A 21,429-nucleotide genomic window follows, 5' to 3' on the forward strand; every position below is an offset into this window, starting at 1 on the left:
GCCTCGACGAAGTGGCCGATGCGGGCCTTGGCCATGACCGGAATGGACACGGCGGCGATGATCGCATCGATCATGTCCGGGTCGCTCATGCGGGACACGCCACCCTGGGCGCGGATGTCGGCCGGGACGCGCTCGAGCGCCATGACCGCGACGGCACCGGCATCTTCGGCGATGCGGGCCTGCTCGACGTTGACGACGTCCATGATGACGCCGCCCTTCAACATCTCCGCCATGCCACGCTTGACGCGGCTGCTGCCCGTGAGCGGAATGTGTTCGAAAAGGAGGGGTCTTGTAGTCACGTGATACTCCGAGGGCTGAAGGGCTGAGATTGCATCACAAGCGCCCGGATCGAATGCTGGGCCAGATGCCACGGCCACCTGATATCCGGGCGATATATTAGTGAGAAGCCCAGTATGCAATCAGCCCGGCGCGCAGTCAACCACCCCCTGCGCGAAAGCGGCCCTTAGGCTGCGAAGAGTGCCTGACGGACGGCGCGCTCGAAGCCGCTGACATGGACGCGGGCAAGTTCAGCAGCTTCTTCTTCATCCCCATCGATGACCGCCCGCAGAAGGTCCAGATGCTCGCGCACATGATGCTCAAGATCCGGCAGCCGGTCCAGCACCATGCACCAGATACGCGTGGCCAGATTGTCGTAGCGAATCAGCACGTCCTCCAGGTGTGGATTCGCAGCAGCCGCATAGATTCCCTGATGGACACTGGCATCCAGTCGTAGGGTTTCCACCACTGAGGCAGCGCCGACATCGAACGCCTCCACCGCGCGCATGACGTCGCGCAGGTGTTCCCGGGTCGTTTCCGTGGCCACCCGTGCGGCCCGCGCGGCTGCGAGGGGCTCCAGCTGGACACGAATCTCGGAAATGTAGGCAAGATCCGTAACCTCAACACGGGTGGCAAAGGTTCCCCGCCTTGGATAGGTGACAACCAGGCGGTCGAGTTCCAGCCGCTTCAACGCCTCCCGCACGGGCGTGCGCCCAATGCCGAGGTCCTTGGCCAGTTGGTCATCGTTGAGGAGGTCGCCGGGTTTGATGTCCAGCATCAACAGTCGGTCGCGCAGGCGTTCATACGCGACGTCGGCCAAGGATTTCCTGCTGGTGTCGTCCTCGATTGCCAGAGATCCAAATGCCACAGTGCCGACCCTTTCCGCAGTTCCCGAAAAACCTATTGACCTCTCCTTGAGACCAGTATACGCTGATTCCCAATCCTAATATATCAGTACGTGACCCAGGAATATATCTAAAGGAGGAGACATGACCCTCGTGGCGACAGACTCACCAACAAGCACCCTGCCGCAGCCAGCAGCGCTCAATGACGAGCAGGCACAGAAATTCGTACTCACATTGTCGTGCGTCGAACGGGCCGGGATCGTGCAGGCAGTGACCACGTTCCTGTTTGAACGTGGTTTCAACATCGAAGAGCACCAACAGTTCGACGACGGACTGCGCCAGACGCTGCATCTGCGGACTGCTTTCTCTGGCCCGCTGTCCTACTCACCGGAGCGGCTTGAGGAAGAGTTCAGTTCCATTGCTGAACGCTTCGACATGAAGTTCAGCTTCCATGACCAGACCAAGAAGCGGGTATTGGTCATGGTGTCCAAGTTCGGGCACTGCCTGAACGATCTCATTTTCCGCTGGCGGGGCGGAAGCCTGGGTGGTGACCTCGTAGTGGTTGCCTCCAACCATGAAACCCACCGGGCCATGGCTGAGGCCGCAGGCCTCCCGTTCGTCTACATTCCCGTCACCCCGGATACGAAGGCAGACGCTGAGCAGCGGCTGTTGGACCTGGTGGAGGAGTACAACGTGGACCTCGTAGTGCTCGCACGGTACATGCAGGTCCTCTCCGACGACCTGTGCCGTGCCCTCGAAGGACGCGCCATCAATATCCACCACTCGTTCCTTCCCGGCTTCAAGGGTGCACGCCCCTACCACCAGGCCTATGACCGCGGCGTGAAGCTCGTGGGTGCCACCGCGCACTACGTGACCGCGGACCTGGACGAGGGGCCGATCATCGAGCAGGAAGTCATCCGCGTCGATCACAGCTACGGTCCCACCACGCTCTCAACAGTGGGCCAGGATGCCGAAGCCCTGGCATTGTCCCGGGCTGTCAGGTGGCACTGCGAACACCGCGTACTGCTGGACCAGACCAGCACCGTGGTTTTCCGTTAAACCGCGCAACAGAACACCCGCAGACTCACCTCTATTAACTTCAGCAGGAGAAACTTTCATGACATCGACGCCTCGCATTGTCATCATCGGCGCTGGGATTGTCGGCACCAACCTCGCCGACGAACTGGTCACCCGCGGTTGGAACAACATCACCGTCCTGGACCAGGGACCGTTGAACATGCCCGGGGGCTCCACGTCCCACGCACCGGGCCTGGTCTTCCAGACCAACCCCTCAAAGTCCATGGCACTCTTCGCCAAATACACGGTGGAGAAACTGCTGTCCCTGACGGAGGATGGCCAGAGCTGCTTCAACCAGGTGGGTGGCTTGGAAGTGGCCACCACAGAGACCCGCCTGGCTGACTTGAAGCGCAAGCTCGGGTACGCGGCATCGTGGGGCATCGACGGCAAGATCCTTTCCCGCGAGGAATGCAAGGAGCTATACCCGCTCATCAATGAGGAAGACATCCTCGGAGGCCTCCACGTGCCCAGCGATGGCCTGGCTCTGGCTGCCCGTGCAGTCCAGCTGCTCATCAAGCGCACGGAAGCCGCGGGCGTGAAGTACATCGGCAACACCGAGGTGACCGGAATCGAACAGTCGAACCGTCGCGTCACGGGTGTCGAGACCGCTGAAGGCGTCATCCCCGCGGACATCGTGGTTTCCTGCGCCGGCTTCTGGGGCGCCAAGATCGGCGAGATGATCGGGATGTCCGTCCCGCTCCTCCCGCTGGCGCACCAGTACGTCAAGACCACTCCCGTCCCGGCACAACAGGGCAAGAACGAGCTGCCCAACGGCGCTTCCCTGCCCATCCTGCGCCACCAGGACCAAGACCTCTACTACCGCGAGCACGGCGAGCGCTACGGCATTGGTTCCTACGCGCACCGCCCTATGCCCGTGGATCTTGACGAGCTGGGCAGATACGAGCCCAGCAGCATCAGCGAACACAACATGCCCTCCCGCCTGGACTTCACCCTGGAGGACTTCCTTCCTGCGTGGGAAGCCACCAAGCAACTGCTGCCGGCCCTCCGCGAAAGCGAAATCGAGGATGGCTTCAACGGCATCTTCTCCTTCACCCCGGACGGCGGCTCCCTGGTGGGCGAATCCAAGGAAGTGGACGGCTTCTATGTGGCTGAGGCCGTGTGGGTGACCCACTCCGCCGGCATTGCCCGCGCCGTTGCCGAACTGCTGACCACCGGCAAGTCACAGATCGATCTTGGTGACTGCGATATCCACCGTTTCGAAGAGGTCCAGCTGACGCCCGAATACGTCAGCGAGACGTCCCAGCAGAACTTCGTGGAAATTTATGATGTGCTGCACCCGCTCCAGCCCAAGCTCTCTCCCCGCAATCTTCGCGTCAGCCCCTTTCACGCCCGTCACAAGCAGTTGGGCGGCTACTTCCTGGAGGGCGCCGGATGGGAACGCCCCTACTGGTTCGAAGCCAACGCTGAACTCCTCAAGGAGATGCCGGACGACTGGCAGCCGCCGGCCCGTGACGCGTGGTCCGGAATGTTCAGCTCGCCCATAGCCGCAGCTGAGGCTTGGAAGACCCGCACGGCAGTTGCCATGTACGACATGACGCCGCTGAAGCGCCTTGAGGTGTCCGGCCCCGGCGCGCTGAAGTTGCTGCAGGAGCTGACCACCGGAGACCTGGACAAGAAGCCCGGCGCCGTCACCTACACCCTGCTCCTGGACCACGCCGGCGGCATCCGAAGCGACATCACCGTGGCACGCCTGAGCGAAGACACCTTCCAGCTGGGCGCCAACGGCAACATCGACACCGCCTACTTCGAACGCGCAGCCCGCCACCAGACCGAGAACGGAAGCGCCAGCGACTGGGTCCAGGTCCGCGACACCACCGGCGGCACCTGCTGCATCGGACTGTGGGGTCCGCTCGCCCGCGACCTCATCAGCACGGTCAGCAGCGACGACTTCTCCAACGAGGGCCTGCGCTACTTCCGCGCCAAGAAGGTCACCATCGGCGGAGTCACTGTCACCGCGATGCGGCTGTCCTACGTGGGCGAACTCGGCTGGGAGCTCTACACGAGCGCAGACAACGGACAGCGCCTTTGGGACGCCCTGTGGAAGGCCGGCCAGCCGTTCGGCGTCATCGCAGCAGGCCGCGCCGCCTTCAGCTCGCTCCGGCTCGAGAAGGGCTACCGCTCCTGGGGCACGGACATGACCACCGAGCACGACCCCTTCGAAGCAGGCCTTGCGTTCGCCGTGAAGATGACCAAGGAAAACTTCATCGGAAAGGCCGCCTTGGAAGGACGCACGGAGGAAGGCTCCGCCCGTCGCCTGCGCTGCTTGACGGTCGACGACGGCCGTAGCCTCGTGCTGGGCAAGGAACCGGTGTTCTACAAGGACCAGGCAGTCGGATACGTCACCAGCGCCGCCTACGGCTACACCGTGAACAAGCCAATCGCCTACGCGTACCTCCCGGCTGCAGTCTCGCTGGGTGATTCGGTGGAGATCGAGTACTTCGGACGCCGCATCCAGGCGACGGTGACCGCTGACCCGCTGTACGACCCCACCATGAGCAGGCTCCGCGGCTAACGGCCTGCCGGACCCCTAAATGGCCAGCGGCCCGGACTCATCTCCTCGCAACCGAGTCCGGGCCGCTGCCTTACCTCCTTCTTCTTCAGCCCGCCCAGGAAGACCCATGATCAGTTCAGAAACAATCAACGACTACCTCTCCAGGCTCGCTTCACGTCAGCCCACTCCAGGCGGCGGAGCCGCCGCCGCGCTTCACGCGGCCCAGGGTGCCGCCCTGGTTGCCATGGTGGCCAGGTACACCACCGGTGAAAAGTATGCGCAGCACGCTGAACTCGTCGGCAGGATCGTCAACGCCGCCGACCACCTGATCGTCGAGGCATTGCGCCTCGCGGACGCCGACGAGCACGCTTTCCAGGGCGTCATCGATTCCTACAAGCTCCCGTCCGGGACTGACGAACTCAAAGCCGCACGCAGCGCAGCCATCCAGGATGCCTTGGTCCAGGCCGCCCAAACCCCTGCAACGCTCATCAAGCTTGCAGGGGAAGTGGTGGACCTCGCCACTGAGCTCGTTGACGTCGCAAACGTCAACGTGATCAGCGACGTCGCTGCAGCCGCCGATGCCGCCCGCGCTGCGGCCACCACCGCACGGGTCAATATCGATATCAACGTCGTGGCTGTGAAGGATGTCGCCGCCCGCGCCCGTTTGGCCGAGCAGACCGACGGGATCGAGGAAAAGGTGGTCCTGGCAGCGGACTCCCTCGCAAGGCGCGTACGCGAAAGGATCCTCGCGTGAACACCGCAGTGCTTTCCGGAAAGCGGCTGGCCGGCCTTATTCAGCAGAGGGCCCAGGACGAGGCCCGGCTCCTCGAGAACGAGGGCCTGCGCCCTTCCCTCGCCGTGGTGGTGGCAACTGACGATGAGTCCACGCACTGGTACGTCCGGTCCATTGAGCGGGCTGCCGAGCGGGCGGGGATCGGCTGCCGGATCCTTGATCTGGGACACGATGCCACCGAGCAAGTGCTGGCCGGTGTCCTGAAGGACCTGAGCGCCGAGCCGACCGTCAACGGCATTATTCTTCAGACTCCCCTGCCTGCCGGGGTCAGTGCCGATGAACTGGTGGGTCACATCGCCCCGGAAAAGGACATCGACGGCGCCAACCCCCTCAGCCTCGGACGGCTGGCCGTGGGTCAACCCGCCTTCGCGCCGGCTACCGCGCGGGCCGTCATCGAGTTGCTGGACCACTTCGAGGTTCCAGTCGCGGGACGGAACGTCGTCGTCGTCGGGCGTTCAGCGGTAGTGGGCAAACCGCTGTCCCTGCTGCTCCTCGCAAAGGACGCCGCCGTCACCATCTGCCATTCCAAGTCAGGTGCGCTTGAGACTTATACCCAGCCCGCCGACGTCGTGGTTGTTGCCGCGGGGCGGACCGGGCTGCTGACCGGCAGTCACGTCTCGCCGAAGTCGGTAGTGATCGACGTCGGCACGAACGTCCTTGCCGACGGTTCACTTGTGGGGGATGTTGACGAGGCCAGTGTCACCGGCGTGGCGGCCGCGCTGACGCCGGTTCCCGGCGGCGTCGGCTCGGTCACTACCGCGTTGCTGCTGCTGCACACGGCAGAGGCCGCGCGGGATCAGTCGCGTTCCCTGGTCCGGGCAACCGCAGGTTGACCATAGAAATGAGCCGGCCCGCGCGCGGGACCGGCTCATTTCGGGGCTGCATCCTCATTCTGGGGCTGCCTAGTTAGTCGGCTAGAGAACAGACCGGATCAGTTGCTCGAAATCAGCGACGTGCTTGGTGGTCAGTTGCGCGGCGGTGTCAGCGTCCCCGTCCGCGATGCAGTCAAGCAACTCGATGTGCTGCGCGATGTGTTCGGATACCGGCGGCAGCTTTTCCAGCACCAGGCTCCAAATGCGGGTTGCCACGTTGTCGTAGCGGATCAGGACGTCCTCCATGTGCCGGCTACCGGTGGCCCGGTAGATGGTCCGGTGCACGCGCATGTCCAGCCGCATCAGGTCCCGTTGCCCCAACTGCCTCCCCAAGAGCTGGTCCACCTCGCGGGCGAACTCCTTCAGTTCCTGCCTGGTCTTGGGCGATGCCATCCTTGCGGCACGGGCCGACGCTGCGGGTTCAAGCAGCTGGCGGATCTCGGAGATCTCGGCCAGATCCGTAATATCCACCCCTGCGGCGAATGTCCCACGGCGTGGGTAAGCCACCACCAGGTGGTCGCTCTCGAGTCGCTTCATGGCTTCCCGGATGGGCGTCCTGCCAACGCCGAGTCTTCGGGAGATCACGTCGTCGTTCAGCGGCTCGCCGGGCTTGATATCCAGGACGATCAGTTCGTCGCACAGAACACGATAGGCATAGTCGGCGTAGGATTCCTCGGCCTCCCTGGCCGGCAGATCCCCGCCTCCGGTTTGCACCGTTACATCGCCGCTGCGTTTCACTTCCGGGTCCCTTCCGCTGTGCGACAGAGCCTTGACGCACACGCTCCGTGTTCATACTATTCCTAGAACTGATATATCAATACGCCAGCATAAGAATGTCAACAACCCGAAGCCTCCCGATAGACGCCGTCCGGCGAAATGGGGCAGTTCTTAACAGCCAAGGAACGGAGTGCAATGAGCACGGAACCTGTTGCATCGGTGCGACTGGAGGTTGTCCCGTCCGCCGAGCTGCTGAGCCAACTCCCCCTTATTTACAAGGCTCCGGGTTCGCTGAGCGTGACGTGCCTTCCACACCACGGCCCTGCGAGGACGGTAGCGGCGTCGATCGAGCTGGCCCAGCTCGGATATCACACGGTTCCGCACTTGGCCGCCCGCAGCATCGCGAGCCAGGCTGAGCTGCGTTCCTTCCTGGGCCAGCTCCGGGACGCCGGCATCTCTGAGCTCTTTCTCGTAGCCGGCGACCGCCGCACTCCAGCGGGCTCCTACTCCTGGAGCGGCCAGCTCTTGGAAGACGTCAAGGCTTTCTCACCGGAATTCTCGGTGGGCATTGCCGGCTACCCGGAAGGCCATCCAGTGCTCGGTACTGCCGATTTGACCCGCAGCCTGGACGCAAAGGCAGCAATGGCCTCGTCCATGGTCACGCAAATGTGCTTCTCCGCGGACGCGATCTCCGACTACCTTGCGACTCTCCGCAGCAGCGGTGTTGAGCTTCCTGTCTGGGTAGGGGTCCCGGGACCGGTCTCCATCAAGAAGCTGCTCGCCTTGGGTGCTCGCCTTGGCGTTGGCCGTTCCCTCAAGTTGGCGAGAGGCACAGGCCTGGCAAGGGCCCTATGGCGGCGAGGCGATTTCCTGCACTACGACAGCAACCGGCTCATCCGGGAAATCCACGAACGCATTGGCCATGACCCGCTGTTTGCGGGCTTCCATGTCTACACCTTCAACAACCTCCACCGCTTGCCGGGCATGCTGGGCAGCCTGCCCGTACGCAAACCCCGCGCACTGCCCGCCAATCCTGCCTACCCCGCCACGATCTGAAGGGAAGATCACATGGCTTCAAAAGCCCCCCGCGAGAACATTGATGAGTCAAAGCTGACTCTCACCAAACCCAAGACCAAGGCCGTGGGAATCCCGGCCGTCGCCAACGCACTGAAGATCTCCCTGGAGCAGATGGGTCCGGTACGGAGCATCCAAACGCTGCTCGCGGTCAACCAGGTAGACGGCTTCGACTGCATGGGCTGTGCGTGGCCTGAACACGAGAAGCGTAATGCTGCGGAGTTCTGTGAAAACGGCGCCAAAGCCGTGGCGGAGGAAGCCACGCGTCGCCGCGTGACGCCTGAATTCTTCGCACAACACTCCATCACGGACTTGAAGACGCGTGACGACTACTGGCTGGGCCAACAGGGCAGGCTGACCCATCCGATGCTCTTGGATGAGGGCGCAACGCACTACACGCCGATCGAGTGGGATGAGGCTTACGAGCTGATAGCCCAGGAAATCCGCGGCATGGATAACCCCGACCAAGCCGTGTTCTACACCTCCGGCCGTACCTCGAATGAAGCGGCCTTCGTTTACCAACTCCTGGTGCGGGGCATTGGTACGAACAACCTTCCCGATTGCTCCAACATGTGCCACGAGTCCTCGGGCTCGGCCCTCGTCGAAACCATCGGTATCGGCAAGGGCTCCGTCAGCCTCGAGGACCTGGAAACGGCGTCGCTGATTTTCGTGGCCGGACAGAACCCGGGAACCAACCACCCGCGCATGCTCAGCGCCTTGGAGAAGGCTAAAAAGAACGGCGCGTGCATCATCTCCGTCAATCCGCTGCCCGAGGCCGGGCTCATGCGGTTCGAGAACCCGCAGAACATCGCCGGCATGCTCCATGGCACCCAGTTGACGGACGATTTCCTGCAGATCCGGGCCGGTGGCGATCAAGCCCTCTTCCAAGGGCTCGGCAAGTACCTTCTCGAGGCGGAGGCCCGGGGAAGGAAGACCCCCGGCCTGTCCACCGTCCTGGACCACGAGTTCATCAAGGACCACACCGTGGGCATCGACGACTACCTTCGCTACCTCGAAAAGGCAGAGTGGGACGACATCGTCGAGGCCACAGGACTGACGCTGGAGCAAATCAAGTCCACTGGCGAACGCCTGCTGGCCTCGAGCGCCACCATCGTCTGCTGGGCCATGGGCCTGACCCAGCACAAACACTCGGTACCCACGCTCCGTGATGTGGTCAACGTCCTGCTGCTTCAGGGCAACATCGGCAAGCCTGGCGCCGGAGTCTGCCCCGTCCGCGGCCACTCGAATGTCCAGGGAGACCGGACCATGGGAATCTTCGAGAAGATGCCCGAGAAGTTCCATGACCGGCTTGACCAGGAGTTCGAGTTTCTTTCACCTCGTGAACACGGCTACGACACCGTGGCGGCCATTCGTGCCATGCGGGATGGCAAGGTGAGGGTCTTCGTAGGGATGGGCGGCAACTTCGTGCGCGCGGCCCCGGATTCCGAGGTTACGGAGCAGGCCCTGGCCAACACGCGGCTGACTGTGCAGATTTCCACGAAGCTGAACCATTCCCACGTGTCCACGGGGCGCCGTGCCTTGATCCTTCCGACGCTCGGACGAACCGAGAAGGACACACAACGCAAGGGCGACCAGAGAGTCACGGTAGAGGATTCCATGAGCGCGGTCCACGCCTCACGCGGACGCCTCAAGCCGGCCAGCGAGCACCTCCACTCTGAAGTGGCGATCGTGTGCAACCTGGCCCACAAGCTCTTCACGGACAGTGACGGCCAACCTCTTCCGAAAACGCCCAGGACCCATTGGCTTGCGCTGCGGGACGATTACACCCTTATCAGGAAGCACATCGAAGCAGTGCTTGATGGTTTCGAAAACTTCGAGGAACGGATCCAGAACCCGGGCGGTTTCGTGCTTCCCCACCCGCCCCGGGACGCCAGGAAGTTCGATACCGCCTCCGGCAAGGCCCACTTCACGGGCAATGCGTTGGAGTACATCAAGATCCCCGCCGGGCGACTGGTGCTCCAGACGCTGCGGTCCCACGACCAGTACAACACCACCATCTACGGCAAGGACGATCGCTACCGAGGCATCCACGGCGGACGTCGCGTGGTGCTCATCAACGTGGATGACATACATGAGCTGGGTTTCGCGGACGGGGAAATGGTGCACCTCGTCTCGGAGTTCCAAGGGACCGAGCGCCGTGCCGAAAACTTCCGCATCGTCTCGTACTCCACTCCCAAGGGCTGCGCGGCCGCCTACTACCCGGAAACCAACGTGCTGGTGCCATTGGATTCCGTAGCCGATACCAGCGGTACACCAACGTCCAAATCGGTCATTGTCCGCCTGGAACGTGCGGACGGCCATGAGTGAGACCCTGCCTGCGGTAGCGCCCACCCGCCGGGTGGACCGGCAAAGAGCTGAGCAGGCGGTCCGGGAATACCTCTTGGCGATCGGGGAAGACCCTGATAGGCCCGGCCTGGCCGAGACTCCAGCGCGGGTGGCCCGGGCCGCCGAGGAAATGTTCGGCGGCCTCCATGAGGACCCGCTCTCCGCGCTGGACAAGACGTTCGATCTTGGTCATGGCGAGCTTGTCATCGTCAAGGACATTCCGTTCTACTCAACCTGCGAACATCATTTGGTGCCGTTCCATGGTGTGGCCCACGTGGGGTACATCCCTTCCGCAGAGGGACTCGTCACCGGACTCAGCAAGCTCGCAAGGCTTGTGGATGTCTTTGCACGAAGGCCGCAGGTCCAAGAGAGGCTCACCACGCAGGTAGTGGACGCACTGGTGACCTCGTTGCGGCCTTTGGGGGCAATCGTGGTGGTCGAGTGCGAGCATTTGTGCATGTCCATGCGCGGCATCCGCAAACCGGGAGCAAAGACCATCACGTCCGCAGTCCGCGGTGAACTACGGTTGCCGGCGGCCCGCGCCGAGGCACTGAGCTTGATACTCGGCAGATAGAAAACACTGGACACGTGACCGGCGCCACCCTAGAATGTAACTGATATATCTTTACCTGCCAAGTAAAAATATCAGCGCCGATCGGACGCCCAGGGCACATCAGCCCACCCAGACCACCTCCTCGCCAAAGACATCCATCAAGGGAGAAACAATGTCTGACATCACCCAAGCCCGCGCAGATGCCGTACTCAGCGCCGCCCGCGAATCCGCAGGAGCAGCAGCACGGCTCTAGAAGAAAAGCTGTCCCGTTCCCCGTGAATGGTGCTTCGGTGGCCTGAAACCTGGGGAGGTATCCTCACCGAAGCACCGCTCTCGGGCAACGGACAGCCTGCAATTACCCTGCACCACCCACATGCCCAAAGGAGTGTCCATGTCAGAAAACAGAGCCGTCGCCTACAAGGAACCCGGTGTCGTCGAAATCATCAATACCGACTACCCGACGTTCGAACTCAAGGACGGGCCTGGCGTAAATCCGGCAAACGTCGGCCGGAAGGTGCCCCACGGTGCGATCCTCCGCACCGTGACAACCAACATCTGTGGTTCAGACCAGCACATGGTCCGTGGCCGTACCACAGCACCCCAGGACCTCGTCCTCGGCCACGAAATCACCGGCGAAGTGGTGGAGGTGGGTCCCGACGTCGAATTCATCAAGGTGGGCGACATCGTCTCGGTTCCGTTCAACATCTCCTGCGGTCGATGCCGGAACTGCAAAGAACGCAAGACCGGCATCTGCCTCAACGTCAACCCCGATCGTCCCGGCAGCGCCTACGGCTACGTGGACATGGGCGGCTGGGTAGGCGGCCAGGCCGAATACGTGCTGGTCCCCTACGCCGACTGGAACCTGCTGCGCTTCCCGGACCGAGACCAGGCCCTGGAAAAGATCATGGACCTGACCATGCTCTCCGATATCTTCCCCACCGGCTTCCACGGCGCAGTTACTGCCGGTGTGGGCGTCGGATCCACGGTGTACGTCGCCGGTGCCGGACCAGTTGGCCTTGCTGCTGCCGTCGGCGCGCAGTTGCTTGGCGCCGCCGTCGTGATTGTCGGCGACATGAACGAAGACCGCCTGGCGCAGGCGCGGTCGTTCGGCTGCGAAACCGTGAACGTCTCCAACGGAGACCCAAAGGACCAGATCGAACAGATCCTGGGTGTACCCGAAGTGGATTGCGGCGTGGACGCCGTGGGATTCGAGGCCCGTGGCCACGGAAAGGACGCTTCACACGAAGCCCCTGCCACCGTGCTGAACTCCCTCATGGACATCACCGCTGCTGGCGGCGCGCTTGGCATCCCCGGCCTGTACGTCACGGGCGACCCGGGTGGAATTGACGAGGCAGCCAAGCACGGTTCCCTCTCGCTGTCCCTGGGCACCGGCTGGGCAAAGTCGTTGTCGTTTACCACCGGGCAGTGCCCTGTCATGAGGTACAACCGTCAACTGATGATGGCCATCCTGCATGACAAGGTCCAGATCGCCAAGGCAGTCAACGCCAAGGCCATCCCGCTCGAGGACGCGCCGCGCGGCTACGCCGAATTCGACGCCGGAGCGGCAACAAAGTTCGTATTGAACCCCAACGGCTACGTGAAGGCTTAGTACGCACCAAACAGATACCGGGGACTGCGCGGCAAGAATTACGGGAAGGCCGTGCAGTCCCCGGTATCTGCGCCACACCAGAAGCACTACCTCAGGAAGCGGACATCCATGCTTGCCCAAGAAGTCGCCGCCAACACTCCCCTCTTCCGCACGCCGGAGTTGACGGACACCAGGGAGTTAACGGACAGCCTCCAGCGGAAGCATGCCCCCACCTGGGCCGAAGCACGGCAGCTGGCCTACCACTGTGCCGCCCCGCTCCCGTCCTCGACAGTCACCCTCGCTGAAGCAATCGGCTGCACGCTGACCAGCGAAGTCATCGCTCACCAGGGCCTTCCCCACTATGCGTCGTCGGCCATGGACGGCTGGGCCATCAACGGCGGCGGTCCATGGACCATCACGGAGTCGGGGCGTCCCCTTTCAGCTGGTGGAGCCTCCGTTATCGCCACCGGCGGGCTGCTCCCTTCCGGTGCCACTGCCGTGCTCCGCAAGGAGAGTGGACAGGCCTCCGGGGACGTGCACCTCTCGCTAAAGCACGACGCGAAGCCGGGCGAGACACTCCCCGGCCGGCACATTCGTCCAGCCGGCGAAGAAGCCACCGCGGGTGATGTCCTCATACCCGCCGGGACGCTCCTCAACCCTGCACATATTGCCCTCGCCGCTGTGGCTGGACACGATCACCTTCAGATACAGCGCAAGCCGAGGGTCGCCGTCGTACTGACGGGCTCGGAGGTAGTGACCTCAGGTGAGCCTGCACCGGGCCAGGTCCGCGACGCATTCGGCCCGCAGCTGGATGCGGTCATTTCGCAATTGGGCGGGGTGCCGGGTGGCCGGCTCAGGATTGGCGATTCGTACGATGAGTGGCTGACAGCACTGGCCGGCGCCCATGAGGGCCAGCGGCCCGACGTGACGATTACCACCGGCGGAACCGGGAAATCCGGGACAGACCACTTCCGCGATGCCGTTGCGGCGCTCGGTGGGCGGCTCCTCCTGGACGGGATTGCCATGCGGCCAGGTCATCCTGCAGTGTTGGCGGAACTTCCCGATGGCCGTTTCATCATCGGCCTACCGGGAAATCCGCTGGCCGCCATGATGGCACTCATGACCCTTGGTGAACCCCTATTGGCCGCCCTGGGAAACCATTGTTTCCAAGGGAGCGGGCACGTGATTTCCGGAGCCGACCTCGAACCCACCCCAGGAAAAACACGGCTCGTACCCTGCACCTTTGTCCACGAACTCGCGTTCCCTGCCTCCCACACCGGTCCCGGGATGATGCGTGGGCTGGCCTGGGCAGACGGATACATGGCTGTTCCCCCTGAAGGCGTAGCAGCCGGCGCGCCAGTTCCCGTCCTGCCGCTGCCGTGGACAGCGCCCATCAGTTCCCCGAACCAGAGAGGAAGGCACTCCGGATGGCACGCATGACGCAGCGCAGGAAAATCCATCGTTTCGTACTGGACGGGACGGGCACCGAATATCCCGTGCGGTTCAAGGAGGACGTTCTGGCCGCCGAAGAACCCTTGGAAATCAGGATTGGAGGCACGTCCTTCGCCGTGACCATGAGGACGCCGGGGGATGACTTTGATCTGGTGGCCGGGTTCCTGGTGTCCGAGGGCATCATCCGCAGTCACTCGGACCTGATCTCCCTGCGGTTCTGTGCTGGTGAAAAGGACGGGACGCAGACCTTTAACGTGGTGGAAGCACAACTACGGCCGGATGTGCCCATGCCGGACACCATGCGCCACGTCTACACTTCCAGCTCGTGTGGCATCTGCGGCACGGACTCCATTGAGGCTGTGCGCAAGACCATCCACTTCGATCCATCCCTGGACGGACTACGCGTTCCCGTCGATGTCCTCGCCGAACTGCCGGAGCGCCTCCGCGAAGCCCAGGCCGTTTTCGACAGGACCGGCGGCGTCCACGCTGCAGGACTCTTCAAGGTAGACGGTTCCATCCCGGAACTGCTGTGCCTGCGCGAGGACGTGGGCCGCCACAATGCCGTAGACAAAGTGGTGGGGTGGGCTCTCCGCCAGGACCTGCTGCCGTTGACTGGCCTGGTCCTGCAGGTTTCCGGCAGGGCGTCGTTCGAACTCGTCCAGAAGGCCGCCCTGGCTGGCATTCCCATTCTGTCCGCGGTCAGCGCACCCTCAAGCCTGGCTGCTGATCTGGCTGCCGAGACCGGGCTGACGCTGGTGGGCTTCAGCCGGGGACATAGCTTGAATGTCTACTCTGGAAGAGAACGGCTGACCGGCTCGCGAAAGGCTGTCCCCGAGGCTGCCATCAGCGCGTAATGACGCGTGCCCCCATGATGTGAAAGGGTCCGTGGAAAACTCGGTCTAGGATGAGAAAAGACGAGGGTGCAGGCAGTACAGGGCTACCAGCCCAGGGCCGCCTGCCTGGACAACGACACGAGGCATCATGGCCGCACGCAACAACCCGGGCTTCGACAAGGACGCAGACGCCCAGGGTGGAGGCGTCCAGTCAGTAGACCGCGCACTCCAAATCCTGGAAATCCTGGCCCGGGAAGGCGATGCCGGAGTGAGCGAGATCGCTGAGGAAATGGGCGTCCATAAATCCACTGTGTCCCGGCTGGTCGGCTCCCTGGTGGGCCGTGAACTGGTCCGGCAAAACAGTGAACGGGGCAAGTACCAGCTGGGCTTTGGGATCCTCCGCCTGGCATCTTCCATCCCCGGCAGGCTGAGTGTGGTGCATGAGGCACGGGAAGTCCTGGAGGCGCTGGCAGCCGAATACAAAGAAACCGTCAACCTGGCCGTGCTGAGGTCAAACTATGCGGTCAATGTGGACCAGGCGATGGGACCGTCAACGCTGGCCACCTACGACTGGGTGGGCAGCCTGACGCCGCTGCATGCCACATCCAGCGGCAAGGTTCTTCTGGCTGCACTGACCGCCGACGAAAGAAGCCAGGTTTTCAAGGCAGTGGGCCTACCCGCGCGAACGCCACGCACCGTGACAAACCGCGGGGAACTGGAAAAGCAGTTGCTGGACGTGGCCCGCAACGGGTACGCCACAGTCCACGAGGAGTTTGAAATCGGCCTCACCGCCGTCGCAGCGCCCATCTTCAACCACGCGGGAAGCGTCATTGCCGCCGTAAGTATCTCCGGCCCGGCGTTCCGCTTTTCACCCGAGGACCAGCCAGGGCTCATCGACGCCCTCCGCGAGGCCGGGCTGACCATCAGCGCCCGAATGGGCTACAGACACCGGTAGGCCCGCCCCTCGTGTCGCAGACCGCGCCCTCCTGAGGTTCGAGGCGGGGCGTTCAAGCCAGTCGATGTTCGGTGCGGGCAGTTGGCGGCAACGGGCACCGTTGCAATAATGACGCCGGAAGACGTAACATTCCGGCCGTCTGCAAGATGGATGGTCCTGATCCCGGCGTGAAACGCTGTCGTTCCGACGCCCGGAATCCATTCGACGATTACGCTTTCTACGCAACGATCGTCATCATATGCAACATGGATGATCCATGTCACCCGTAGTGTCAAGGTTTCGGCAAGCATGGGAAAGTCCTTGACTTTTGAGTGTGACGGGGCGCACTCTGTTGCTTAGCGCGAATGTTGTTGATTCATGCGGAACGTTCGCAAGGCCCCAAGAGCCCAGCGCCCAACCAACCCGTCTCACCAACCGAATGAGGTGCAACATGCATAAGGCCTGCCCCCTCAATGCACTCGCTCCCGGGGAGGCGCTACGGCTCGATACAGCTCCGCCGATCGCCGTTTTCCATGCTGGAAGAAGGCAGGAATTTCACGATCGACGATACGTGCATCGCAACATCATGGTCATCGAATCGGAGGAAGCCCCCCAACCTTCCTCCCGGATTCAGACTCCAGGGCCATGTATAAACGCAAACCCATGACTCGCCGAGCAAAGGACCCGCTCATGGCTATTGACAGTGACCTAAAACCCCTAACGCCCGAGGAGTTGCCTGCCGACGATCGTTTGGCGGATGCTCCTGCAGCAAGCAAACCCGCCCGCACGGAGACTCCTGAAGAAGTCATCAGCGTCTCCCCTGACGAAACCAACCCCGCAGTCCTCGACGCTGAGGACGGAGGTGCAGAACTCCTCCCGGATGCTGAAGAATACGAACAGATCCTCGAAGAACTGCGCTCCGCAAAGACCGAGCAGGCCGTGTCGGCACGCCGGAACCGCAAACTTACGCTCGACAAAGTCACCTTCGGAATCACGGGCGCCATCGCCGTCGCCTTCGTGGTCTGGGGCTTCGTCGGCCGGGACAGCCTCTCTGAGACGTCCAAGGGCGCCCTGAACTGGGTCATGGAATACACCGGCTGGCTCTTCATGGTCCTCGCCTCCCTGTTCGTCGTCTTCGTCCTATGGCTGGCGCTTGGCAAGTTCGGCAACATCCCGCTGGGGAAGGACGGCGAGAAGCCGGAATTCCGCACCGTCTCCTGGGTAGCGATGATGTTCGCCGCCGGCATGGGCATCGGCCTCATGTTCTACGGCGTGGCCGAACCGCTCTACCACTACATCTCGCCACCACCGGGCACCGTGGACGGCCGCACGCCTGCCGCCATCCAGACCGCCATGGCCACCTCGATCTTCCACTGGACCCTGCACCCTTGGGCCATGTACGCAGTGGTCGGCATCGCCATGGCCTATGGCACGTACCGCCTGGGCCGCAGGCAGCTGGTCTCGGCAGCGTTCACTTCGCTGTTCGGCATCAGGATGGTGGAAGGGCCGCTCGGGAAGTTCATCAACATCCTGGCCATCTTCGCCACCCTCTTCGGCACCGCCGCGTCCTTGGGCCTAGGCGCCCTGCAAATCGGCAGCGGCATGACCTCCAATGGCTGGTTCGGCGAAATCGGCACCCCGGTCCTCGTGGTGATTGTCGCCGTCCTGACTTTCTGCTTCGTCGCTTCGGCCGTCTCCGGCATCAGCCGCGGCATCCAGTGGCTTTCCAACATCAACATGGTCCTGGCTGTCGTCCTGGCCCTCATTGTCTTTGTCGCTGGACCTACCCTCTTCATCCTCAACCTGATCCCTTCAGCGGTCGGCGACTACGCCCGCGACCTCGCCGAGATGTCTTCCCGGACCGAAGCCGTCGGCGACGCAGCCCTGCGAAGCTGGATGACAAGCTGGACCATCTTCTACTGGGCCTGGTGGATCTCCTGGACGCCGTTCGTAGGCATGTTCATTGCCCGCATTAGCCGCGGCCGGACCATCCGGCAGTTCGTCACCGGCGTCCTTTTGGTCCCCAGCCTCGTCAGCGTGATCTGGTTCGGCATCTTCGGCGGAACCGCCTTCCACGTGCAGCAGGAAGCCGACAAGGCCAACACCCCCGGCCTGGTCACTATGGTCAACGGGACACCGTCCGTCTACTTCGATGGAGCACTCTTCGACCTGGTCAAGAACCTGAACATGCCTGCCTGGCTCATCACAGCCGTCATCGTGCTGGCCATGGTCCTGGTGGCGATCTTCTTTATCACTGGCGCCGACGCGGCCTCCATTGTCATGGGATCGCTTAGCTCCAACGGAGCCGAGAACCCCCGCCGCGGAGTGGTCGTCTTCTGGGGCAGCCTCACCGGCGCGGTGGCGGCGGTCATGTTGCTGGCCGGCGGCGATGAACCTTCGGAAGCCTTGGCCGGCCTCCAAAGAATCACCATCGTCGCAGCGCTACCGTTCATAGTGGTCATGCTGCTGCTCTGCTTCGCCATCGCCAAGGACCTGCGCCGCGATCCACTCTCCTTGCGTCGACGCCTTGCAACTTCCGTCGTGGAGCGGGCGATCCGCACCGGCGTGGAACAACACGGCGGCGTTCAATTCGACCTCGTGACCAAGCACGACTGCGCCGAAAAGTGCCCGGACTCCGACTGTTCCGGCGGGACCTCCACGGGGAGCATCCCGGTTGTCGGTAAAACGAACCCGGACACGGACCGTAGGTAACACCTCGCCCCGGTGGCACCCGCCTTCCTCGGCACATGCCACCGGGGCGCCCAAACTTTCCCAACGAATCAACAAAGGATTTACCTGCCATGTCCCAATCCCCAGAACGAGAAAGCATCCTCCGCGTCTCCACTGATGGCGGTGACGCACTGACCTTGACGCTCGATGCCTCCGCTCCTGTGACAGTCCGCCTGCTAGTCGATGGCGGCTGCAATTGCCAGCACGGGACCGCGAACCGTCCTGGCTCATACGTAGACAGCGACCTCGGGACGCTCTGACGCATCCGTCAGCACAACAAAAAGCAGGCACCGAATCCCGGCGCCTGAAGCCAGCTCTTGTTCGATCTACTCACCGTTGTACGGCAGGAGATACGAACAAGAGCGGGTTTGCCATGGCCCCGACGCAGGCTCCGACCTCCAAATGCTTTAGAAATAGGGCTTCGTGATCAGCTTCAGCGCGTGGCCTGAGGGGGCGCGGTCGAGCGACACGATGATGACCAATCTAGCCGCCGTTCGGCGCCGGTGACAGGATGGGCGGCATGGGAATCGAAGTTCGCCCCGCGACGGTGTTCGACGACGTGAAGACCATGGTGGGGCCCAAGCGGCCCGACGCCAATGTGTGCTGGTGCCTGAGCTACCGCATCCCGTCCAAGCAAAACCTCGCCTTGCACGGCACGGAACGCGGAGACTTGGTCAAGCGGTTGGTGGTGCAAGACCCGCCACCGGGGGTATTGGCGTACGACGGCGACGAAGTGGTTGGGTGGGCGGCCGTCCACCCGCGTGCGGACACAAGTTTCGCGACGAACCGCAAGATCCCCCACGTGGAAGACGCCGAAGTATGGTCCGTGTGGTGCATCCGGGTACGCCCCGGGTACCGCGGCAAGGGAATCTCCCACCATCTCCTGGAAGGAGCCGTGGAGATGGCACGGAAGTACGGCGCTCCGGCCATCGAGGGCTACCCCGTGGACAACAAAGGCAGCAAAGTGGACCTCACCATGGCCTACGTGGGCACCCGCAAACTCTTTGAGAGGGCAGGGTTCACCAAGGTCGCCGACACCACCTCGGTGATCAACGGCTTCCCGCGCGTGCTGATGCGCCTGGACCTGACCTGAGCTGCACAAACCCAACCGGGCACCGCCACCGTCAGGCCCTCTGCACCCTCGCCGTGATCTTGTGGGCTTCCTCCAGCAGCAGCTTTCCCAGGAATTCCTGGCGGTCGGCCCGGAACCTCGGCTCAATCCCGGTCAAAGACAACGCCCACGCAGGCCGCCCCTGCTGATCGAACACAGCTGCGCCCATCCCCCAGCTTCCTTCAAGGACCAGCCCCGGATTCACCGAATAGCCCGTCAGCCGGGTCTCCTCCAGATTGCGCCGGACCACGTCAGCACTATGCCCGGCAGCGAAATCGCCAGCGTGCGCCTTCCAGTCTGCCAGCAGTTCCTCCTGCTCCTCCGGGGGCAGGAACGCCATGATGGCCGTGCCCGCGGAGGCCACACCGAGCGGGAACCGCACGCCCTCGTGCAACACGAAGGACCGCACCGGGAACGAGCCCTCCTCGCGGAGCACGCACACGGTTTCGTTGCCGCGGCGGATGGAGAAGAAGGCACTCTCCCCGGTTTCCGAGGCCAGCCGGCGCAGGCTCGGCCGGGCAATGTCCTCCATGGGGAAACGCGCGGCCGCCACCGAGCCCAGCAGGAAGATCTCCGGGCCCAGCACCCACTTGCCCGTGGCTGCGTCGTGCTCCAACAGGCCTTCCGCGGCCAGCGACGTCAGCAGCCGGTGCACCGTGGGACGGGTCAGGCCCGACTCGCGCACCAGGCCCGCCAGAGACGTCCCTTCAGGCTTGCGTCCCACCAACCGCAGCAGCAGCGCCACGCGGCCCACCACTTGTGCTCCCTGCACCGGGTTCTGAACCGCGTTCTGCGTCGCCAAAACCGCCTCCTCGAATATTTCATCCACATTATGGACACCTTCCAGCGTAGCGTCCACACCGTGAGTAGCCAACGCTGTCAGCCGTTGACCACCCCAAGGGAAAACCCTAGGCTCCAATACCAGCAACGAAGTCCACAAAGTGGATACATGCGCGTACAAGGCTCAAAGAGGAGTTCCGAATGTCGAAGATGCAAACAGACCCAGCCACAGCGCTGCGGGACGTGATGGCGGACGGCATGACGCTCGCCGTCGGGGGCTTCGGCCTCAGCGGGATCCCCGCTGACTTGATCGACGCCGTCCGCGACTCCGGCGTCCGGGACCTCACCATCGTCTCGAACAACATGGGAGTCGACGGCAAGGGCCTGGGCGTGCTCATCGAAGCCGGCCAGGTGCGCAAGGTCATCGCGTCCTACGTCGGCGAGAACAAGCTCTTCGCCGAGCAGTACCTCTCCGGCCGGCTCGAAGTCGAGTTCACGCCGCAGGGCACCCTCGCCGAGCGCCTTCGCGCCGGCGGTGCCGGCATCCCCGCGTTCTACACGCGGACCGGCGTCGGGACCCTGGTCGCGGAAGGCAAGCCACTGGAAGTGTTCGACGGCGTGACGTACGTCCGCGAGCGCGCCATCCTGGCCGACGTCGCGCTCGTCCACGCGCACACCGCGGACACGGACGGCAACCTGATCTACCGCTACACCGCCCGCAACTTCAACCCAGTGGTGGCGACGGCGGGTGCGGTGACCATCGCCGAGGCCGAGGTCATTGTGCAGCCGGGCGAGCTGGATCCCAACCACATCGTCACCCCGGGCGTCTACGTCCAGCGGCTCGTCCAGGCGAGCCGCCGCGTCAAGGACATCGAGCAGCGCACCGTCCGGCCTCGCACTGAAGCACTCGCCGCCGTCGGCGCCTCATGAAACTAG

General features: G+C 63.2%; 17 protein-coding genes and 1 pseudogene. 14 read left to right on the forward strand and 4 right to left on the reverse strand.

Features of this window, described 5'->3' with window-relative positions:
• Window positions 1–233 (reverse strand): annotated as a pseudogene (locus J1902_RS13340) (pyridoxal 5'-phosphate synthase lyase subunit PdxS); the annotation flags it as partial.
• Window positions 234–463: 230 nt separating this feature from the next.
• Window positions 464–1,144, reverse strand: a complete 681-nt coding sequence (locus J1902_RS13345; RefSeq protein WP_207616808.1) for a GntR family transcriptional regulator — start codon at window positions 1,142–1,144, stop codon at window positions 464–466.
• Between the two features lie 121 nt (window positions 1,145–1,265).
• Here J1902_RS13345 and purU point away from each other — a divergent pair, with 121 nt between their 5' ends.
• The 4 genes from purU (at window position 1,266) to J1902_RS13365 (ending at window position 6,336) form a co-directional block, all read left to right on the forward strand.
• Window positions 1,266–2,180 (forward strand): formyltetrahydrofolate deformylase, encoded by a 915-nt coding sequence (gene purU / locus J1902_RS13350; protein WP_207616809.1) that lies wholly within the window; start codon window positions 1,266–1,268, stop codon window positions 2,178–2,180.
• Between the two features lie 58 nt (window positions 2,181–2,238).
• Window positions 2,239–4,731, forward strand: a complete 2,493-nt coding sequence (locus tag J1902_RS13355; protein WP_207616810.1) for a GcvT family protein — start codon at window positions 2,239–2,241, stop codon at window positions 4,729–4,731.
• Between the two features lie 106 nt (window positions 4,732–4,837).
• Window positions 4,838–5,464 (forward strand): cyclodeaminase/cyclohydrolase family protein, encoded by a 627-nt coding sequence (locus J1902_RS13360; RefSeq protein WP_207616811.1) that lies wholly within the window; start codon window positions 4,838–4,840, stop codon window positions 5,462–5,464.
• Window positions 5,461–6,336: a bifunctional 5,10-methylenetetrahydrofolate dehydrogenase/5,10-methenyltetrahydrofolate cyclohydrolase gene (locus J1902_RS13365; protein ID WP_207616812.1), complete on the forward strand. Its 876-nt coding sequence runs from the start codon at window positions 5,461–5,463 to the stop codon at window positions 6,334–6,336. Before J1902_RS13360 ends, J1902_RS13365 begins: the two co-directional genes overlap by 4 nt.
• Window positions 6,337–6,417: 81 nt before the next feature.
• Here J1902_RS13365 and J1902_RS13370 read toward each other — a convergent pair whose 3' ends face one another.
• Window positions 6,418–7,089: a GntR family transcriptional regulator gene (locus J1902_RS13370; RefSeq protein ID WP_207616844.1), complete on the reverse strand. Its 672-nt coding sequence runs from the start codon at window positions 7,087–7,089 to the stop codon at window positions 6,418–6,420.
• Between the two features lie 198 nt (window positions 7,090–7,287).
• Between J1902_RS13370 and J1902_RS13375 the strand changes: the two genes are divergently transcribed.
• From J1902_RS13375 to J1902_RS13415, 9 genes are all read left to right on the forward strand, one after another.
• Window positions 7,288–8,148, forward strand: a complete 861-nt coding sequence (locus J1902_RS13375; RefSeq protein WP_207616813.1) for a methylenetetrahydrofolate reductase — start codon at window positions 7,288–7,290, stop codon at window positions 8,146–8,148.
• 12 nt (window positions 8,149–8,160) lie between these two features.
• Window positions 8,161–10,494, forward strand: a complete 2,334-nt coding sequence (locus J1902_RS13380) for an FdhF/YdeP family oxidoreductase (RefSeq protein WP_207616814.1) — start codon at window positions 8,161–8,163, stop codon at window positions 10,492–10,494.
• The gene (gene folE, locus J1902_RS13385; protein WP_207616815.1) at window positions 10,487–11,086 is read left to right on the forward strand and encodes a GTP cyclohydrolase I FolE; all 600 of its coding nucleotides are present in this window, start codon (window positions 10,487–10,489) and stop codon (window positions 11,084–11,086) included. Before J1902_RS13380 ends, folE begins: the two co-directional genes overlap by 8 nt.
• Before the next feature lie 370 nt (window positions 11,087–11,456).
• Window positions 11,457–12,674: a formaldehyde dehydrogenase, glutathione-independent gene (gene fdhA, locus J1902_RS13390; protein WP_207616816.1), complete on the forward strand. Its 1,218-nt coding sequence runs from the start codon at window positions 11,457–11,459 to the stop codon at window positions 12,672–12,674.
• Between the two features lie 108 nt (window positions 12,675–12,782).
• Entirely contained in the window at window positions 12,783–14,093 is a 1,311-nt protein-coding gene (locus tag J1902_RS13395) for a molybdopterin molybdotransferase MoeA (protein ID WP_207616817.1), read from the forward strand.
• Window positions 14,081–14,959, forward strand: a complete 879-nt coding sequence (fdhD, locus tag J1902_RS13400) for a formate dehydrogenase accessory sulfurtransferase FdhD (protein ID WP_207616818.1) — start codon at window positions 14,081–14,083, stop codon at window positions 14,957–14,959. The genes J1902_RS13395 and fdhD overlap by 13 nt, the downstream gene beginning before the upstream one ends.
• A 127-nt stretch (window positions 14,960–15,086) precedes the next feature.
• On the forward strand, window positions 15,087–15,893 hold the full coding sequence (locus J1902_RS13405) for an IclR family transcriptional regulator (RefSeq protein ID WP_207616819.1): 807 nt from the start codon (window positions 15,087–15,089) through the stop codon (window positions 15,891–15,893).
• 669 nt (window positions 15,894–16,562) lie between these two features.
• Window positions 16,563–18,584 carry a BCCT family transporter gene (locus J1902_RS13410; RefSeq protein ID WP_242701994.1) on the forward strand — a complete coding sequence of 674 codons (2,022 nt, stop codon included), beginning with the start codon at window positions 16,563–16,565 and terminating at the stop codon, window positions 18,582–18,584.
• 538 nt (window positions 18,585–19,122) lie between these two features.
• Window positions 19,123–19,695, forward strand: coding sequence for a GNAT family N-acetyltransferase (locus tag J1902_RS13415; protein WP_207616821.1), 573 nt, complete (start codon window positions 19,123–19,125; stop codon window positions 19,693–19,695).
• A 31-nt stretch (window positions 19,696–19,726) separates the two neighbouring features.
• On the opposite strand, the gene J1902_RS13420 is transcribed toward J1902_RS13415, so the two are convergent.
• Complete coding sequence (locus J1902_RS13420; RefSeq protein WP_242701995.1) at window positions 19,727–20,515, reverse strand: IclR family transcriptional regulator; 789 nt, start codon at window positions 20,513–20,515, stop codon at window positions 19,727–19,729.
• Between the two features lie 179 nt (window positions 20,516–20,694).
• On the opposite strand from J1902_RS13420, the gene J1902_RS13425 reads away from it, so the two are divergent.
• The gene (locus J1902_RS13425; protein WP_207616822.1) at window positions 20,695–21,423 is read left to right on the forward strand and encodes a CoA transferase subunit A; all 729 of its coding nucleotides are present in this window, start codon (window positions 20,695–20,697) and stop codon (window positions 21,421–21,423) included.
• The last annotated feature ends 6 nt before the right edge of the window (window positions 21,424–21,429 follow it).

It is taken from the genome of Arthrobacter cavernae (genome assembly GCF_017368795.1).
Classification (GTDB): domain Bacteria; phylum Actinomycetota; class Actinomycetes; order Actinomycetales; family Micrococcaceae; genus Arthrobacter; species Arthrobacter cavernae.

What these genes read in the sequence shown, in the direction of transcription:
- purU (WP_207616809.1), top strand. Translation starts at nt 1,266, where the DNA reads ATGACCCTCGTGGCGACAGACTCACCAACAAGCACCCTGCCGCAGCCA.
- J1902_RS13355 (WP_207616810.1), top strand. Translation starts at nt 2,239, where the DNA reads ATGACATCGACGCCTCGCATTGTCATCATCGGCGCTGGGATTGTCGGC.
- J1902_RS13360 (WP_207616811.1), top strand. Translation starts at nt 4,838, where the DNA reads ATGATCAGTTCAGAAACAATCAACGACTACCTCTCCAGGCTCGCTTCA.
- J1902_RS13375 (WP_207616813.1), top strand. Translation starts at nt 7,288, where the DNA reads ATGAGCACGGAACCTGTTGCATCGGTGCGACTGGAGGTTGTCCCGTCC.
- J1902_RS13380 (WP_207616814.1), top strand. Translation starts at nt 8,161, where the DNA reads ATGGCTTCAAAAGCCCCCCGCGAGAACATTGATGAGTCAAAGCTGACT.
- folE (WP_207616815.1), top strand. Translation starts at nt 10,487, where the DNA reads ATGAGTGAGACCCTGCCTGCGGTAGCGCCCACCCGCCGGGTGGACCGG.
- fdhA (WP_207616816.1), top strand. Translation starts at nt 11,457, where the DNA reads ATGTCAGAAAACAGAGCCGTCGCCTACAAGGAACCCGGTGTCGTCGAA.
- J1902_RS13395 (WP_207616817.1), top strand. Translation starts at nt 12,783, where the DNA reads ATGCTTGCCCAAGAAGTCGCCGCCAACACTCCCCTCTTCCGCACGCCG.
- fdhD (WP_207616818.1), top strand. Translation starts at nt 14,081, where the DNA reads ATGGCACGCATGACGCAGCGCAGGAAAATCCATCGTTTCGTACTGGAC.
- J1902_RS13405 (WP_207616819.1), top strand. Translation starts at nt 15,087, where the DNA reads ATGGCCGCACGCAACAACCCGGGCTTCGACAAGGACGCAGACGCCCAG.
- J1902_RS13410 (WP_242701994.1), top strand. Translation starts at nt 16,563, where the DNA reads ATGGCTATTGACAGTGACCTAAAACCCCTAACGCCCGAGGAGTTGCCT.
- J1902_RS13415 (WP_207616821.1), top strand. Translation starts at nt 19,123, where the DNA reads ATGGGAATCGAAGTTCGCCCCGCGACGGTGTTCGACGACGTGAAGACC.
- J1902_RS13425 (WP_207616822.1), top strand. Translation starts at nt 20,695, where the DNA reads ATGTCGAAGATGCAAACAGACCCAGCCACAGCGCTGCGGGACGTGATG.